The organism is Geitlerinema sp. CS-897 (assembly GCF_028368005.1).
In the GTDB taxonomy this organism is placed as follows: domain Bacteria; phylum Cyanobacteriota; class Cyanobacteriia; order Cyanobacteriales; family Geitlerinemataceae; genus Baaleninema; species Baaleninema simplex.
The window spans coordinates 1-15,152 of the sequence record NZ_JAQNCQ010000364.1 but is presented as its reverse complement, the minus strand read 5'-3'; the positions used below and the strand labels follow the sequence as shown (position 1 = coordinate 15,152).

The following is a 15,152-nucleotide window of genomic DNA, read 5'->3' as shown; positions in this document are numbered from 1 at the left end:
GAATAGCTTTCTATCTCGAAAGATAGCGAGTCTTACATTCTGGCGATAGGCGGAAAACCCTCGTCCCGAAGGCCAAAAAAGCTTCTGGCAACACTGCCCATAAAACTTGGTTTTCGCTTAGGGAGAAGTGGCCAAGTGCCTTCACTATACCATCCATTATGCTCGCTGTCGTCCCGCGCTTCAATCGGAGATTAGAAGCGGGGACTTCTTGCTTGCAATGTTAAACTGCCGACGCCTAGAGCGCGAAACCCCGACCGTCTCGCTTGAAGGCTGTCGGGGTTCGATCGCCGAGAATACAAAATCTTTAATGTTTTAAACGAGGGTACTCGGTGGCGGCGTGTCGTCGTCGTCGCCGGTACTGACACCGGGAGAAGATCTATAGAGTGCATCGAGTTGTTCGCGAGCGTCTTCGATGCCGATAGATTTCATGACGAGCAGGGGTTCTTCGATCGCGCGACCCGATTCGTCTAACAGTTCTGGGTGGGGTGTCGGCTGCGGACGCGGTGGAGTCGATGGGTTCGGCGATCGCATCCCTCGAGCGTCGGCACTAAAACTGAGCAAGTTGCGAACGAGATTCCCCACCGCCACAAAAGCCAGCACTGTAAAAGCGAGAATGTAAAGTAGGTGTAGCATTGATAAAGCCTCCGATCTAGGTCGTCGATCGAGATTTTAAAAAAAGTTAATATGCGAAAGCACTTTGGTTAAAATTTTAACCGAAATTTAGAGTTCTCTGAGGTGCGGTCTCAACGACAGCGATCGCTAGTCGCGATGCGGCTCGAACTCAACCGAACGTTCGGCACGAAAGCGCATCGACACTTGCCAGCATTCTGTTAGCAGCCGATGCCACGGCATCAATACAGACATATCGACCCCGGCTTTACATCCGGTGGCTTCGATAAGCAGTTTGGCCGAGCTGACTTCGTTTTGGGCAGTCTTTACGCGGTGCAGCAGTTCGGCCTGTCGGTCTTCGCCTAAAAACGGTATGGTTTCAGTTTCGAGCAGTTTTCGGGAGCGATCGAACCAATACTGGAAGTCGTCGAGTAGTGGCTCCAGCACCTTTTTGAGCAAGCTCGGCTCAGGAAGATGGGGGCGGTTCATAACTCTATGATTGCGAACTAGCGAACGTATTAATCTTAACGCGATTTACATTTGTTTACAAACCGAGAGAACGAACCGCCGCTCGGATCGACACTGATGTTGCCTGACTCAGCGTTCTTTTTCGTCTTGACAGTCGGGGTTGTAGGAAGGGTCGTGCAAAATCTCTTCAGCACGATAGGTATCGATCGAAGCATCGATGAGTTGACGTACACCTGGAATTTTTCTGAGAAACCGTAAAACGCGATTCGAGGACTTGGGCGCAGAAGGCGTATTGGAAGTCATAACGCACCACCTGTCTGTAACGTTTGATACTGTACCTATTCTCATTGTAGCGATTTGCTCCGATCTCGACTCGAGAACAATTCAATAATTCCGTTATTTGACTTTTTCATCAGGGGGGCGAGTGTCACTCGCAGGCGATCGCACCGCTTCAAGGGTGTTTTCTATTTTTTTCAACAAAATACTCGTCAAATCGGTGTCATTTTACATCTTTTTTTGAAAGCCCGTCAAAAAGTCAAAAAAATGTAACGGAAGGATTTACGACTTTGTAACTTTTGGAGCTTAAATTTAAAACGAACGAGGGCTGAAACGCCGAGATCGCTGACAAGTTGCTGAAACTGTAGCATCTGAATCGGCAACAAATTTTAGGACGTTTTAGAACTCGAGCGACCGAAATTTCTCAAATACGAGAGAAATTCAAATCTAAATCGACCGATTTTGGTGTACTTCAAAAAATTGGGAGAACTTCACCGATGAAACTGTTCCGAATGTTAGGTCTTCTGACGATGGCAACACTTGTCGTTCCGGGAGCAGCGATCGCAGGTTTTAGCAATCGTGTTGAGATGGTAGCCGCAGCTCGAGGGAACGATCGCGAAAATACCATTCAACTTGCCAGAAATCGAACGGTAACGGGAACGGTCGAGCGCGTTTGGGAAGATGGTTTTCGCCTCGAGGCGGGCGATCGCAACTATCGTGTAGACAGTTGGGCAGTTTGTGGCGACAACACTGCCAGTCATCTCGCTCCCGGCGATCGCGTCACGGTAACGGGTGAGTTAGAATTTCGCGAATTCGATGCGTATTCGATCGTAAAAGACGACGGAACCTCTGAAGGTTTAGTGGTTTGTCGGTGAAACTTAAGAGATATTTAACATCAGCTATAACCGCTTAAACAGTTAAGTTGGGGGCGTAATGTATCGTCCCCAACCTCCTTTTTTGTTGACATTTTATACCGCAGGGTCGTCCGCCTCAAGACCGTAACGCACTCACCGGATCGAGGCGACTGGCACGTAACGCCGGTAAAAATCCCGCACCGACACCGACGACAAACGCCGAACCTAACGCCAGCGTCGCCGATCGCCCGTCGAATTCATAAGGTAAATCGAAAGTATTGCTCACGCCGACAGTAATAAAGTGAACTGTAGCGATCGCACCGACACCTCCTACGACACTCAACACAGTAGCTTCCAAGACAAATTGCAACATCACGTCTCGAGGTTTTGCACCGATGGCCAAACGCAAGCCGATTTCAGCCGTCCGTTCCATTACCGACGCGATGGTAATGTTCGCAATACCCACACCGCCGACGAGTAAAGCAATTCCACCAACGGCGAGGAGCGATCGCGATACGGTTTTGAGCGTTTCCCGCTGGGCGAGAATATCGCTGACATTGTTAGACGACCAAAAACTGTGGTCGGGATAGCGTTTTTCTAACAAGGCGACGGCTTGCTGTTCTAGGATTTCTAAATCTTCGAGGCGGCGAGCGCGAATCGCGATCCCGTGGACGATGTTACGTCCCGAAAGGGCTTGCCAAACTGTAATCGGCATATACATCGTTCCTTGAGGTTCTTCTTCGCCGCCCTCTAAAAGTTTGGTTTCGATAACGCCGCGCACGATAAAAGGACGACCATCGATATACACGCGTTCGCCAATGGGATCGCGATCGGGAAAGAGGCGATCGACGGCGATGTCGTCGATGACGAGAACGGGACGATAGTTTTCAAAATCGATACGGCTGAAAAATTTACCGTCGGTCATGCGGCGACCGGACACTTTGAGATAATCGCGAGAGACGGCGTAAATCTCGGGGTTGGCTTCGCGATCGAGGTAGGTGACAGAGTTGCGATACCACACCCACGTCAGCGCACTCAAGGCTTCAGCTTGAATCAATCGCTCTTGCAAGTACTCCATATCGTCGAGTTGCAACCGTCGAAAGGGTTTGTTGCGCTGCCACGACGACCCGACACCGACTTGGGGCGCTTCCCGTTCGTTGAGTTGTCGTTCGATGACGGTTTGGCTGATATTGCCCACCTGTAACGTCGCACTCACTGCCGTTACCCCCATAAATACACCGAGACTCGTAAGCCCCGATCGCAGGGGATTTCCTTTTAAGGATAAATAGGTCAGTTTAAACAAATCGAGAGGAGAGAGTGCCATAGAGAGGGAGAGAGGGAGAAGGGGAGAGGGGGAGAAGGGGAGAAGGGGAGAAGGGGAGAAACTATTAACTGTTCCCTGTTCCCTATCTTCACTGGTGACTGGTGACTGGCGACTGGTGACTGGTGACTGGTGACTGGTGACTGGTGACTGGTGACTGGTGACTGTTTTCACTGGTGACTGGCGACTGGTGACTGGCGACTGTTTTCACTGGTGACTGTCTTCACTGTTGTTCGACGGTGATACCCGGTTCGAGTTCGCGGTCGATGGGGGGAACGGCGACGCGATCGCCGGGTTCTAAGCCGGATAGGATTTCAACGACGGTAAGGCCGTCGAGTCCGAGGGTAACGCTTTGGCGACTGACGGTGTTGTTGTCGTCGAGAAGCCAGACGAAGGGATCGGCATCTGGTTGCTGGATGGCTTCGCTATCAAGGGCGATCGTGTCGGGTTGGCGATCGAGGACGATTTCGACGTTGACTTGACTACCGGGGATGAGGGTTCCGCTGGGTTCGGTGAGGCGCACGATCGCCCCCACCGCTGCTAGACTTTCTCGACTGCCACTGTCGACCGTTTCGCTATCGGCACTTAAGGAGATGCGTTCGACTTCTCCCTCGAAGGTGGCGTCGTCGGGTCCGATGACTGAAATGCGCGCCGGTTGGCCGCTGCGAACCGCTTTGGCGTCGAGGGTCGATAGGTTCAGTTCGACGATTTCGCGATCGGGATCGCCGAGGGTGAGCAGACTTTCGCCGATTTGCACGACGTCGCCCCGTACTACGTCGATATTGAGGACTTTTCCGCCGATCGGTGCGGAGACGATGCGGTTTTGTAGGCGGTCTTCGATGGTTTGGGCTTCGAGTTGTAACTGTTGTAGGTCTAAGGTGGTGGTGTTAGCTTCGTACTGGGCTTCTTGCAGGGCGATTTCGGCGCTGCGGACGGCGGCGTTGGCTTCGCGGCGTTCTGCTTCGGAGGCGATCGCGTCGTCTTCGATTTGGCGTCGGACAGTTTCGAGACTGGCGCGCAAGCTCTCGAGGCGCAGTTGGGTCGTTCGAACTTGCAGTTCGGCTTGGCGCAGTTCGGCTTCAGCACGGCGCACGGTGTTTTCAGCGTCTTTGAGTTGGTTGAGGGCGATAAACCCCCGATCGAACAAGTCGCGATCGCGCTCTAGGGTTTCCCGTTCGGTGGCGAGGGTTTCGCGGGCGTCGATCGCTGCTTGACGCTGGTTTTCCAATGTTAATGCTGTTTCTTCGATTTCGTTTTGGTGTTCGACGAGGCTGGCGCGATCGGAGGTTCTAGCTCGACTGAAAACGCGATCGCGCTCTTGACGTGCTGCTGCCAAACTCCGAGAGGCATTTTCGACGTTTTGCTGTTTTGCCTCCACCTCGAGTTCTTTTTGGCGAATTCTCAGTAAATGTTCTTCGAGTTGGGTGAGTTCTTCGTCGTCCCGCAAGATCGCCAGTTCTTCACCTGACGACACGCGATCGCCCATTTCCACGCTTAATTCGACGACTGTGGCATCGCTGGGAGCTTTCAGGGTTTGCTGAGAACCGAGTTTTACCGTGCCGCTGGCGTTCACGGTGCGTTCGACATCGGTGCGTTCGACGGTTAACACGCGCACGTTGACGGTTTGGGCGGAGTTCGATCGGCGACTGTAGGCCACCCATCCTCCAATGCTGACCGCCGCTAATACGGCCGATCCGGCAATCCACGCGATTCCTCGTTTCATCGCGGGGTTTTTCCATGCTGTCATCGCGTTTGTCCTAGAGCGAGCGATCCGCCCGAGCGTTGTTCGACTTCTATTGTAGGAAGGCCGCAACGGGGTTTGATTCCTCGTATCCGGTAGCCTCTTCAAGAGCGATCGAAAAAACAATCACGACCGTTCGGTATATTATCGAAGCTTAACTGAGTTATAAAAATTGATAATGTTAAAAAACTTTACATTTCGTTACAAAGCTCTTAACGTAGTAACAGATTCATCTAATTCATACATCTAGCGACCACTACAGTCGTTCGTGTCGGTCTTCTTCAACTTCAACCAATCCGTTCTCGATAGTCAAGGTCGTGTCATCAACACCTGGGCTGATGCGATCGACCGCGCCAACCTGGTTATGGAAGTGATGCACGAGCGCAACGCTCACAACTTCCCCCTCGACTTGGCGGCTACGGAAGCGCCTTCGATTAACAGCTAGTCCTTAAACTCTCTCTCTAGAACTTGTGCGCTCCTCCTATGTTGGGGGAGCGCTTTTTACAGTGAGCAGTGGTAGGGTGCTGTGACGCGGTCGGGTGAGAAAACTTAATTTTATTTTTTTACAAAACGATATATAAAATGCCTAAAAATGCTTGACAAAATTGCCGATATGCTAAACAAATTTTCTTTTGATTCTTGTTAAGGAATGTACTAAACCGTTAAGAATCGTCTCTAAGGGACAACAAATAAATTGCTTTAGTCGTAGGCTAGAGTCCAGTCGAACGACAGGTAACGGGGTAATTTAGGCTTTGACAATAAGCGAATTTACCTATTCAAAAATCTGAGTTCGTCTTCAATTCTATCAATGTCCCTATCGGTCGCACGTCGGAATTGAAAAAACTTGGTTTCGTGGCGCGATCGCACTCTTGAAGCGACAACGGGAGATCCTTATATGAAATTGGCTTACTGGATGTATGCCGGACCCGCACATATTGGCACGCTACGGATTGCCAGTTCTTTTAAAAACGTTCACGCTATCATGCACGCGCCGCTAGGCGACGACTATTTTAACGTGATGCGATCGATGTTGGAACGGGAGCGAGATTTTACCCCGGTTACCGCCAGTGTCGTCGATCGCAACGTGTTGGCGCGAGGCTCTCAGGATAAGGTGGTGAACAACATCACCCGCAAAGATGCCGAAGAACGTCCCGATCTCATCGTTCTCACCCCGACTTGTACCTCCAGCATCTTACAGGAAGACCTCGCCAACTTCGTCTCTCGCGCTCAACTCGAAGCCAACTGCGACGTTCTCCTCGCCGACGTGAACCACTATCGCGTCAACGAGTTACAAGCCGCCGATCGCACTCTCGAACAGATCGTGCGCTTTTATCTGGAAAAAGCCAAGAAAAAAGGCGAACTTCCCCAGGATAAAACCGAAAAACCCTCGGTTAATATTCTCGGGATTTCCTCGTTAGGGTTCCACAACCAACACGACGCTACAGAATTAAAGCGGTTGATGGCGGATTTGGGAATCGAGGTGAACGCCGTCGTTCCCCACGGTGCCTCGGTTCACGAGTTGAAGAACCTGCCTCGCGCCTGGTTTAACCTCGTTCCCTACCGCGAATTGGGAACGATGACAGCGAACTACCTCAAAACCGAGTTCGAGATGCCGTTGGTGGATATCACGCCGATGGGTGTGGTGGATACGGCGCGTTGTATTCGCGAAATCGGCAAACTGTTGAACCAACTCGGCGCTGAGGTGGATTTCGAGGAATACATCGACAATCAAACGCGCTTCGTCTCTCAGGCGGCGTGGTTCTCCCGTTCCATTGACTGTCAGAACCTCACGGGTAAGAAAGCGGTGGTGTTTGGCGACAACACCCACGCGGCGGCGATGACGAAAATCCTGTCTCGGGAGATGGGAATTCACGTGGTTTTAGCGGGAACCTATTGTAAATACGATGCCGATTGGTTCCGGGAACAAGTCAGCGAGTATTGTGACGAGGTTCTGATTAGCGACGATAACGCAGCGATTGGGGATGCGATCGCGCGTCTGGAACCCGCTGCGATTTTCGGTACTCAGATGGAACGTCACGTCGGGAAGCGGTTAGATATTCCCTGCGGCGTGATTGCGGCACCGATTCACATTCAGAATTTCCCGGTGGGATACAAGCCGTTTTTGGGATACGAAGGCGCGAATCAGGTGGTGGACTTGATTTACAATTCGTTTACCCTGGGAATGGAAGATCACCTGTTGGAAATCTTCGGCGGACACGATACGAAGGAAGCGATTACGAAGAGCGTTTCGGCAGAATCGGATTTGAGTTGGAGTAAAGACGGGTTGTCGCAGTTGAATAAGATTCCTGGCTTCGTTCGGGGAAAGGTGAAACGCAACACGGAGAAATTCGCACGCGATCGCGGTATCGATAAGATTACGGCTGAGGTGTTGTACGCGGCGAAAGAGGCTGTGGGTGCTTGAGTTTTGTTTCAAAGGTTGATGTTTGCAGGCGGTTGCAGTTGCGATCGCCTGTTTTTTTCGATCTGTTTTGAGGGGGTGGCGAAAGTGCGACGCACCGCGATCTCGAACGAGGCGTTAGCAGTAAAATGGGGAAGCCAACGGAGTTGAAACCTCTGCTACAGTGAGTTGGCATTTTGGGATTTCACGAATTATTTATACGGCTCTTCCGACCTTGGTGTGTAGGGTAAATGCTTGTAGCCTATATCTGGCAAGGAATTTCGCGATTTGAGCAGACTTTTTATACAGTTTAGAAAAAACTCTTGCCCTGTAAGGGTTTCAGCGATTTCTTGCATAGTAAGTTCGGAAGAGCCATTTATACTTGCTATACTTAAAGAGTACCTCGAAAAATTGATTCTGGCTCAAACGCCAATAGCTGAAACCATTGAACTCTCGTTGTTAATTCTCGATAGTAGAGCATATTTATAAATAAGCTTGAATTAATCGAGGTTTCCTAAAGAAAGTCCATGAAGATGAGGTAATAGTATGCAATCCCCAGATCTCAAACCTGTCGATCTAAAATCTCTAATGATGCAACCGCCAAGCCAAGAGCAAATCGATAGCGTTCTTGAATTACTAGACTCGTGGTGTGAAGATACAGAAGAAAATATCCAAGAACAAAAGGAAACATTTGAGTATCTGCGAAAAGCTATTGATGAAGATCGTCCTTCCGATCGCAAAATATTCAAAAAAATCAACTAACAATAACAGACATATTTTTTAGACTCTTAAACCAAATCAATAGTGTTTGAGCTTCGATCGATTCATTTCTGAGTCGGTGTCATCACAATCAACCATTTATGAAATTCATTTTATCAGATACAGGTCTGTTAGGATATGTAACTAATCCGAAGTCTAATGAACTGAACGAAAAATGTAAACAATGGCTGGCAAGATCGTTATCTAAAAGATACAAAGTCCTTGTTCCTGAAATTGCTGATTATGAAGTGAGGCGAGAACTATTACGTGCAAACAAACAAAAGGGATTACAGCGTCTAAACGATCTAGTCGATCGTCTTGGCTATGTGCCGATATCCCGAGAAATCATGCTGAAAGCAGCAGAATTTTGGGCAAATTCGCGACGTGAAGGAAAACCGACAGCCCCCGATTTGGCTTTAGATGCAGATGTAATTCTTGCAGCACAAGCGGTTTCATTACAACGCTTTGATAACGAAGTTATTATCGCGACTACGAACGTTAAGCATCTTATACGATTTGCGAACGCACAGTTTTGGCAAGATGTTACATAAACTGGTAATTTTTACCATCTCGATAAAATTTTAAATTCGGCTAGAGTTCTTGTTTCGAGGTGAAGATTTGAGACGGTATTTTCAGCGAAAAACTGGGAACGAGAAATGCTAAAATCAAACTATAGCAATATTAAATGATTCGCGGCAATACCCATTTCAGTAAATTGCTGTATAAGATCCCCGGCTTGGAAATTCCGGGGATCTGGAGAGAAATGCTAAAATCAAACTAAGTCGATCGCTCTGATTTTTGCGGAGTTTTTTAAACTATCCTCATGAACCCGATCGCACTTCCGACTACTCCCAAATTCCAACTCACGGGAATTTCCTGGGAAACTTACGAAGCCTTGTTGCGAGATATCGGACAACATCGCCGCTTTCGCTTGACGTATTATCGCGGAACCCTGGATTTAATGGTTCCTTCTCCAGAACACGAACGATATAAAAAGGTAATCGGACGTTTTGTCGAAACTCTCGCAGAAGAATTGGAAATCGCCATCGAACCCTTCGGTTCGACAACGTTCAAAAAACCGGAATTGGCGGGAGTCGAACCGGATGAGTGTTTCTACGTTCGCAATTTAGACGCAATTCGGGGATTGCGACGCTTTGACTACAACCGCGATCCGCCTCCCGATCTCGCGGTGGAAATCGATATCGCCAGTTCCTCGAAGAATCGCCTCGCGACTTATGCTGAAATTGGAATTGCGGAAGTGTGGCGATACGACGGAAATCGTCTGGTTGTCTATCAATTGGAAAACGGCGATTACGTCGAAGGCGATCGCAGTGGGATTTTTCCCACGATTCCCATTTCCCAAATTGCAGAATTTCTCGATCGCTCTCTCGAAACGGACTATCTCACCTTGGTTCGTCAGTTTCAAGCCTGGATACAACACGGCGATCGCTAAATCTCAAACCCCGTCTCGAAATCCGTCACGTCGATCGCATCCACACTTTCCCCCAGCAACACCGCCACCACCTCGTCTCCCAACTGAATCTCCGTCGTCGTCTCTACCTGAAACACTTGCAACTGTGACAGCGTTAGGGAGTTTCCCAACACCAAGCGATCGACACCATCGGTAAAATCTGCAATCGTCTCTTTTCCAAACCCGAGAATAAAGCGATCGCTTCCTCCCCCTCCAGTTAGAGTGTCATCTCCCCAATCTCCCGAGAGGAAATCGTCGCCTCCGTCACCAAACAACTCGTCGTTATCTTTCCCCCCAAACAGACTATCGCTGTCGTCGCCTCCCCAGATGCGATCGCTTCCCGCATTTCCCAACAACACGTCGTTTCCAACCTCTCCCAACAAACAGTCGTCTCCCAACTCTCCGGCGATCGCATCGTCTCCATCCCCTCCCGAAACGCGATCGCCGTCTTTCCCAGCAAAAATGCGATCGCTTCCTCGGTTTCCTTCGAGATCGTCGTTTCCGCGATTTCCAAACAGCCAATCTTCACCGTCGCCACCGTCGAGATCGTCTCCCGTTTCCCATCCCACCAAAGTATCGTTACCGCTTCCCCCGAGGATTTCGTTGGCTTCCGCGTCGCCAAACATCAAATCGTTTCCAAAACTTCCCGTTTCTGAAGAAACTGCATTGATGTTGAATTTCACGCAGCCTTCGTAACTTTCTGTGTGGTTGGCTGGGGGATACAGCGGAGATGTCTCGGGAATTGCGATCGACGGCGTTTCAGACGGAGACGCTTCGGGAACGTCTTCAGAAGGCGAAGCGGTTTTGGATGACGACTTTTCCTCTTCTTCTGAATTGCCAGAATTTCCAGAATTTCCAGAACTTCCCGAATTTCCCGGTTTCGCCGTCGTCGTAAAATTCCAAGTCGTGGCGTCGTCGATTCCCGAAAATGGGTTTCCCGCCAAATCTTCAAACGCTGTATTGTCGATGCGAACCTCGTAACCCGTGGAGAAATCGAGAGAATTCGCCAAACCGACGGTTACGGTGTCGCCACTGACGACGACTTGCGAGGAAGAAACCGCGATCGCCTCCACCACCGCATCGTCACTACTGCGACGAACGGCGATCGAACCCGTTCCTTTCACCACCGCTTCGTCAAAGCGAATCGTTAAATCGAGATTTCTTCCAACATCCGAAGCGTTGTCGAGAGGTGTTGTCGCCGCGAGACTCGGTGGCGTAACGTCGAGGGGAAACGACGAACCGTCAGTTTGGGTTCCCGGTGAAAACTTCGACGAACCGAGAGTTCCGTGTTTGACGAATCCTCCCGTAACGTCAGGCGATCGCGTGAGTGACTGGTTGTCGCCGCCTTCGCTTCCATATGTATATGTCGCGACATCCTGGCTTCCGTCGTTGAGAGTGAGAGTGTCGCCGGAATTGTTCAACCCCAGTAAACCCGTACTCGCCGTTTGAACGATCGCATCTCCGAAACTCCCCGTCGGCGTTCCCCCTCCAAACACCACGATCGCCTCGCCGCCAGCGAGAATCGTTCCAGGGGGGAAGACGTGACGAACTCCCACACCGTCAGACAGTTCCCATCCCGAGAAATCGATCGCACTGCCAGCATTGTTTAAAAATTCAATAAATTCGTCTTCGGAACTATCCGTCACACCGTCACCGTTGGCGTCGCCGTCGGGATCGGCGAGAATTTCGTTAAAGATAACGTCTCCCGACGTGGCGATCTCAAAACTGAAGCTGTAATCGGCGATGGGGGAATCTGGCGTACTGTCGATGTCGGCGATGTTGGCGGCGAAGACTGTCACCGTCACCGCTTCTCCTGGGTGAAAGTCGTCGTCGGGATCGAGGCTGTATTGCGATCCGCTTCCGCTGAAACTGGCTGTGTGGTTTCCGCTACTGTCGCCGACGATGCTAAACCAATTTCCCGAAACGGTGACGGCTTCGTCAAACTGAATCGTTAAATCCGAGGCGATCGCCACTCCCGTCTCGTTATTGAACGGTGTCGTTGCAAACACACTCGGCGGCGTGTCGGGAATGGTAGCGGCGTGAAATCCCAAACCGTCGGTGGTGTCTTCGTTAAATCCCACCCATTCCACCGCCGGATCGAAACTGTCGCTGGCGTCGCTGTCACCGTTGTAAATTCCAGCTTGGCGACGAAGGGTGCGATTTTGGCTGGCGGTGTCTCCGCTTCCCCAAGAATTACCTGGATTTTCTCCTATTTTACCAAAGCTATCGAGAATATTGCCATTTTTATTCAGAACAATTGTATCGTTTCCGTTGAAATTTATAACGAAATCATTGGTCAGATCGGCAACTGATAAAATTGCTGGATTTGCGCTTCCATGGGCGAGAACAAATACATCATCAGGGGCGATCTCTCCCGTTAAATTTAATGTTTGAGTTGGTGTTGTATCGCCGTTAAAATAAACGTCAAGGCTATAGTTGCCCGAAGCTAAATCGATTAGAACGCTTGTCGGATTGTAGAGTTCGAGGGCTTTATTGTAGCCACTTCCCTCGATATATTCCGAAATCAACAGATCGGACATTTTAGCAGACTCCCTGATGGCTCTGTATTTGACAAAGCTTATTTTATTTTGTACGTAATTCGTACAACAATCAAATTTTTTAAGGGTATCAAAATTTGGTTTAGAGTATCGTGATTTTACAGAATTTTAATCCGTAAAAATATTGAAATTTCGATAAAGTTTTTTAAATATTTTCTGAAAAAATACGGAAATGAAGGCTTAGAAGTAGATCGCCGGAAATGGAGACATTCAGGGGGTCTATCTCAATGGATGTACCCTACTCAGAGTTGAGATGCCCCCATTCTTTCGCTATAGCAGTTCCAAATGAGTCGTCAAAAATTAAAACACAAAAAAAATCCGATTTCCTGTTTCCTGTTCCCGATTTTGTGACACAACTGATTTAGGGTTGCTATAAAATGACTCTAACCCCAGCGACAGGTGTGCTTAATGTCCAGCCGTCTTAGAAGGACGGGGTTTCAGACCCAAAATTTTCCATGAATTCGTTAATTCAACTGGATTTAGTCGATCTCGGGATTGCAGTGGGGATGGCCGCGATCGCCATTGGACTGTCGGTCTGGCAGCAGTTAGGATTAGAGTGGAAGCTCGCTCTGGCCTCAGTTCGCACCATCGTTCAACTGCTGGTCGTCGGCTCGATTTTACAGGTGGTGTTTACCTGGCAGCATCCCCTCGCGTTGACAGGGTTGCTTCTGGTAATGTTGACGATCGCCGCCGTTGTCGCCCGAAATCGCATTCACGAAAACATTCCCGGCTTGCTCGCTTTGGTGTGGGGAGCGATCGGGATCGGAACGGCGATGACGCTGGTGTACGTTAATACGTTCGTGTTGCGTCAACCCGAAACTTGGTCGAACCCGCAATATCTCGTTCCGTTGGGGGGAATGATGATGGGAAACGCGATGAACGCGGCGGCGATCGCTGGGGAACGGTTCGTGAGTTCCGTGCGATCGAAACGCCTCGAAATCGAAACCCATTTGTGTTTGGGAGCCACTCCCAAACAGGCCATTTCTCGCTATCGTAAAGATGCCGTTCGCGCCGGAACCATTAGCATCCTTAACTCGATGATGGTGGTGGGACTGGTAACGCTACCGGGGATTATTACCGGACAACTGCTGAGTGGGATCGCACCCCTCGAGGCGGCGGCGTATCAAATTCTCATCATGTTCGCGATCGCCATGACCGACTTCGTCGCTACGATCGTCTTAGTCGAGGGGTTGGGGCGACGCTTTTTCAACGCCTCCGCTCAGTTACAGTAACGGCAAACGGCGATCCTGTAGACTCCCTCGTGAGCGATCGCGTGCTGTCAACCTTGTTTTTTAAAGTTTTAAAAAGATAAAAGTCTGTTTTGTAAAGATTACTTAATTTTTAAAAGCAAGCCCGATCGAACACATCAAAAATCGATGTTATTATGGTAGAGTGATAGAAAAATGCGTTCTAAAAAGCTAAGAACGTACCATTCATTCAACCAAAACGGAATATCTAAAAAGAAATTTAAACAATCAAAAACATTCTTTTTTAGATTTTTATTCGAGTCTTTTGTCGAAAACTTTTGTTAATTCAAGTTTGAATAAAATCGACTTCAACCTTATTTAGGGCTTACTGAGTAAAGCCAGAAACTAGACTAGGAAAGGGTTCCCGCATTTTGGAAATCGAGAAAGTGCAAGACTTTAGATATCGAGGTATCTCTAGACCTAGCCCGATCGTGTTCTCACCTCTGGAAATTAAGCGATCGCCAATTCTCCAAACTGTTCCCAGATCCGGGGTTTCCCGTTCCCAACCTCACCCCACCGTCTTTTTCAGCAAACCCTATTTAATTGGATATTTTATCGAGTGGCTGTCACCGAACCGAGCGACCGAGACTGGATAAAAACAGCAAAACAAGACGCTCTCCAACCCAGTTTCCAGGGCGATCGCGCGAGATCGACTTCCCACGATCGGGTTGTTTCTCGTGTACGATCGGCATTAAACGGAAAACGCAATTTGCCCCACCCTCGGCTGGATCGACCCTCTGTGTCAGCTATTGTCGAACGGGGAAAGCATCAGGATGGCGTTATGGAAGCGGAAGAACTCTTACGAAAATACACGACGGGGGTGCGACGGTTCATCGGCGTCAACCTCAGCGAAGCGAACCTCAGCCAAGCGAACATCCCACGCGTGAACTTGCGAAATGCCTGTTTGAGCGTTGCCAACCTCAGCGGGGCGAACCTCGCGCGGGCGAACCTCAAAGGGGCGAAACTCAACGTCGCCAAACTCAGCAGCAGCAACCTACGGGGGGCGAACCTGCGAGACGCCGATCTCAACGTGGCCAACCTAATTCGCGCCGACTTGAGCGGAGCCGATCTCTGTCGCGCCTCCCTCATTCGCACTGAAATGCTGCGGGCGGATTTGAGCGACGCCGACTTGCGGGGTGCCAACCTCAGCGGGGCGATGCTCAAAGAAGCCAAACTCCCGCACGCCAACTTTCAAGGTGCAAACCTCAGCGAAGTCGATCTCAGCTACGCCCAGATGCGAGGCGCCAACCTCGAACAAGCAACCTTCCGCCGCACCAACCTACGCTGGGCCGATCTCAGCGGTGCCAGCTTGCGTAACGCCGAACTGCGACAAGTCAAACTCAGCGGAGCGAAACTGATCGAAGCGGACTTGCGGGGGGCAAACTTGCGCTGGGCGGACTTGAGCGGGGCGAACCTGCTCGATACGAGTTTGGTGTACGCCGACTTGACG

General features: G+C 50.0%; 13 protein-coding genes and 1 pseudogene. 8 read left to right on the top strand and 6 right to left on the bottom strand.

Annotation, left to right across the window (positions count from 1 at the left end; all coding sequences use genetic code 11):
• Window positions 1-312 precede the first annotated feature (312 nt).
• From POG22_RS23150 to POG22_RS23140, 3 genes are all read right to left on the bottom strand, one after another.
• On the bottom strand, window positions 313-633 hold the full coding sequence (locus tag POG22_RS23150) for a DUF2973 domain-containing protein (protein ID WP_498907282.1): 321 nt from the start codon (window positions 631-633) through the stop codon (window positions 313-315).
• Window positions 634-759: 126 nt separating this feature from the next.
• Window positions 760-1,098 (bottom strand): DUF2605 domain-containing protein, encoded by a 339-nt coding sequence (locus tag POG22_RS23145; protein WP_498907281.1) that lies wholly within the window; start codon window positions 1,096-1,098, stop codon window positions 760-762.
• A gap of 108 nt (window positions 1,099-1,206) precedes the next feature.
• Entirely contained in the window at window positions 1,207-1,380 is a 174-nt protein-coding gene (locus POG22_RS23140) for a hypothetical protein (RefSeq protein ID WP_498907280.1), read from the bottom strand.
• 470 nt (window positions 1,381-1,850) lie between these two features.
• Here POG22_RS23140 and POG22_RS23135 point away from each other — a divergent pair, with 470 nt between their 5' ends.
• Window positions 1,851-2,228 (top strand): OB-fold nucleic acid binding domain-containing protein, encoded by a 378-nt coding sequence (locus POG22_RS23135; protein ID WP_498907279.1) that lies wholly within the window; start codon window positions 1,851-1,853, stop codon window positions 2,226-2,228.
• A 115-nt stretch (window positions 2,229-2,343) separates the two neighbouring features.
• On the opposite strand, the gene POG22_RS23130 is transcribed toward POG22_RS23135, so the two are convergent.
• Entirely contained in the window at window positions 2,344-3,531 is a 1,188-nt protein-coding gene (locus POG22_RS23130; protein WP_498907278.1) for an ABC transporter permease, read from the bottom strand.
• A 220-nt stretch (window positions 3,532-3,751) separates the two neighbouring features.
• Window positions 3,752-5,275, bottom strand: coding sequence for an efflux RND transporter periplasmic adaptor subunit (locus POG22_RS23125; RefSeq protein ID WP_498907277.1), 1,524 nt, complete (start codon window positions 5,273-5,275; stop codon window positions 3,752-3,754).
• A gap of 274 nt (window positions 5,276-5,549) precedes the next feature.
• Between POG22_RS23125 and POG22_RS23120 the strand changes: the two are divergent.
• From POG22_RS23120 to POG22_RS23100, 5 genes and pseudogenes are all read left to right on the top strand, one after another.
• Window positions 5,550-5,714 (top strand): annotated as a pseudogene (locus POG22_RS23120) (photosystem II q(b) protein); the annotation flags it as partial.
• 450 nt (window positions 5,715-6,164) lie between these two features.
• Entirely contained in the window at window positions 6,165-7,691 is a 1,527-nt protein-coding gene (gene bchB / locus POG22_RS23115) for a ferredoxin:protochlorophyllide reductase (ATP-dependent) subunit B (RefSeq protein WP_498907276.1), read from the top strand.
• Window positions 7,692-8,213: 522 nt separating this feature from the next.
• A complete protein-coding gene (locus tag POG22_RS23110) occupies window positions 8,214-8,429 on the top strand; it encodes a hypothetical protein (protein WP_498907275.1) in 216 nt (71 codons plus the stop codon).
• A gap of 98 nt (window positions 8,430-8,527) precedes the next feature.
• Window positions 8,528-8,977, top strand: a complete 450-nt coding sequence (locus POG22_RS23105; protein ID WP_498907274.1) for a type II toxin-antitoxin system VapC family toxin — start codon at window positions 8,528-8,530, stop codon at window positions 8,975-8,977.
• 272 nt (window positions 8,978-9,249) lie between these two features.
• Window positions 9,250-9,879, top strand: a complete 630-nt coding sequence (locus POG22_RS23100; protein WP_498907273.1) for a Uma2 family endonuclease — start codon at window positions 9,250-9,252, stop codon at window positions 9,877-9,879.
• On the opposite strand, the gene POG22_RS23095 is transcribed toward POG22_RS23100, so the two are convergent.
• Window positions 9,876-12,437, bottom strand: a complete 2,562-nt coding sequence (locus POG22_RS23095) for a lamin tail domain-containing protein (protein WP_498907272.1) — start codon at window positions 12,435-12,437, stop codon at window positions 9,876-9,878. The genes POG22_RS23100 and POG22_RS23095 overlap by 4 nt on opposite strands.
• A gap of 473 nt (window positions 12,438-12,910) precedes the next feature.
• On the opposite strand from POG22_RS23095, the gene POG22_RS23090 reads away from it, so the two are divergent.
• A complete protein-coding gene (locus POG22_RS23090) occupies window positions 12,911-13,687 on the top strand; it encodes an ABC transporter permease (RefSeq protein ID WP_498907271.1) in 777 nt (258 codons plus the stop codon).
• A gap of 796 nt (window positions 13,688-14,483) precedes the next feature.
• On the top strand, window positions 14,484-15,152 hold a 669-nt coding region (locus tag POG22_RS23085; protein WP_498907288.1), incomplete at its 3' end, for a pentapeptide repeat-containing protein.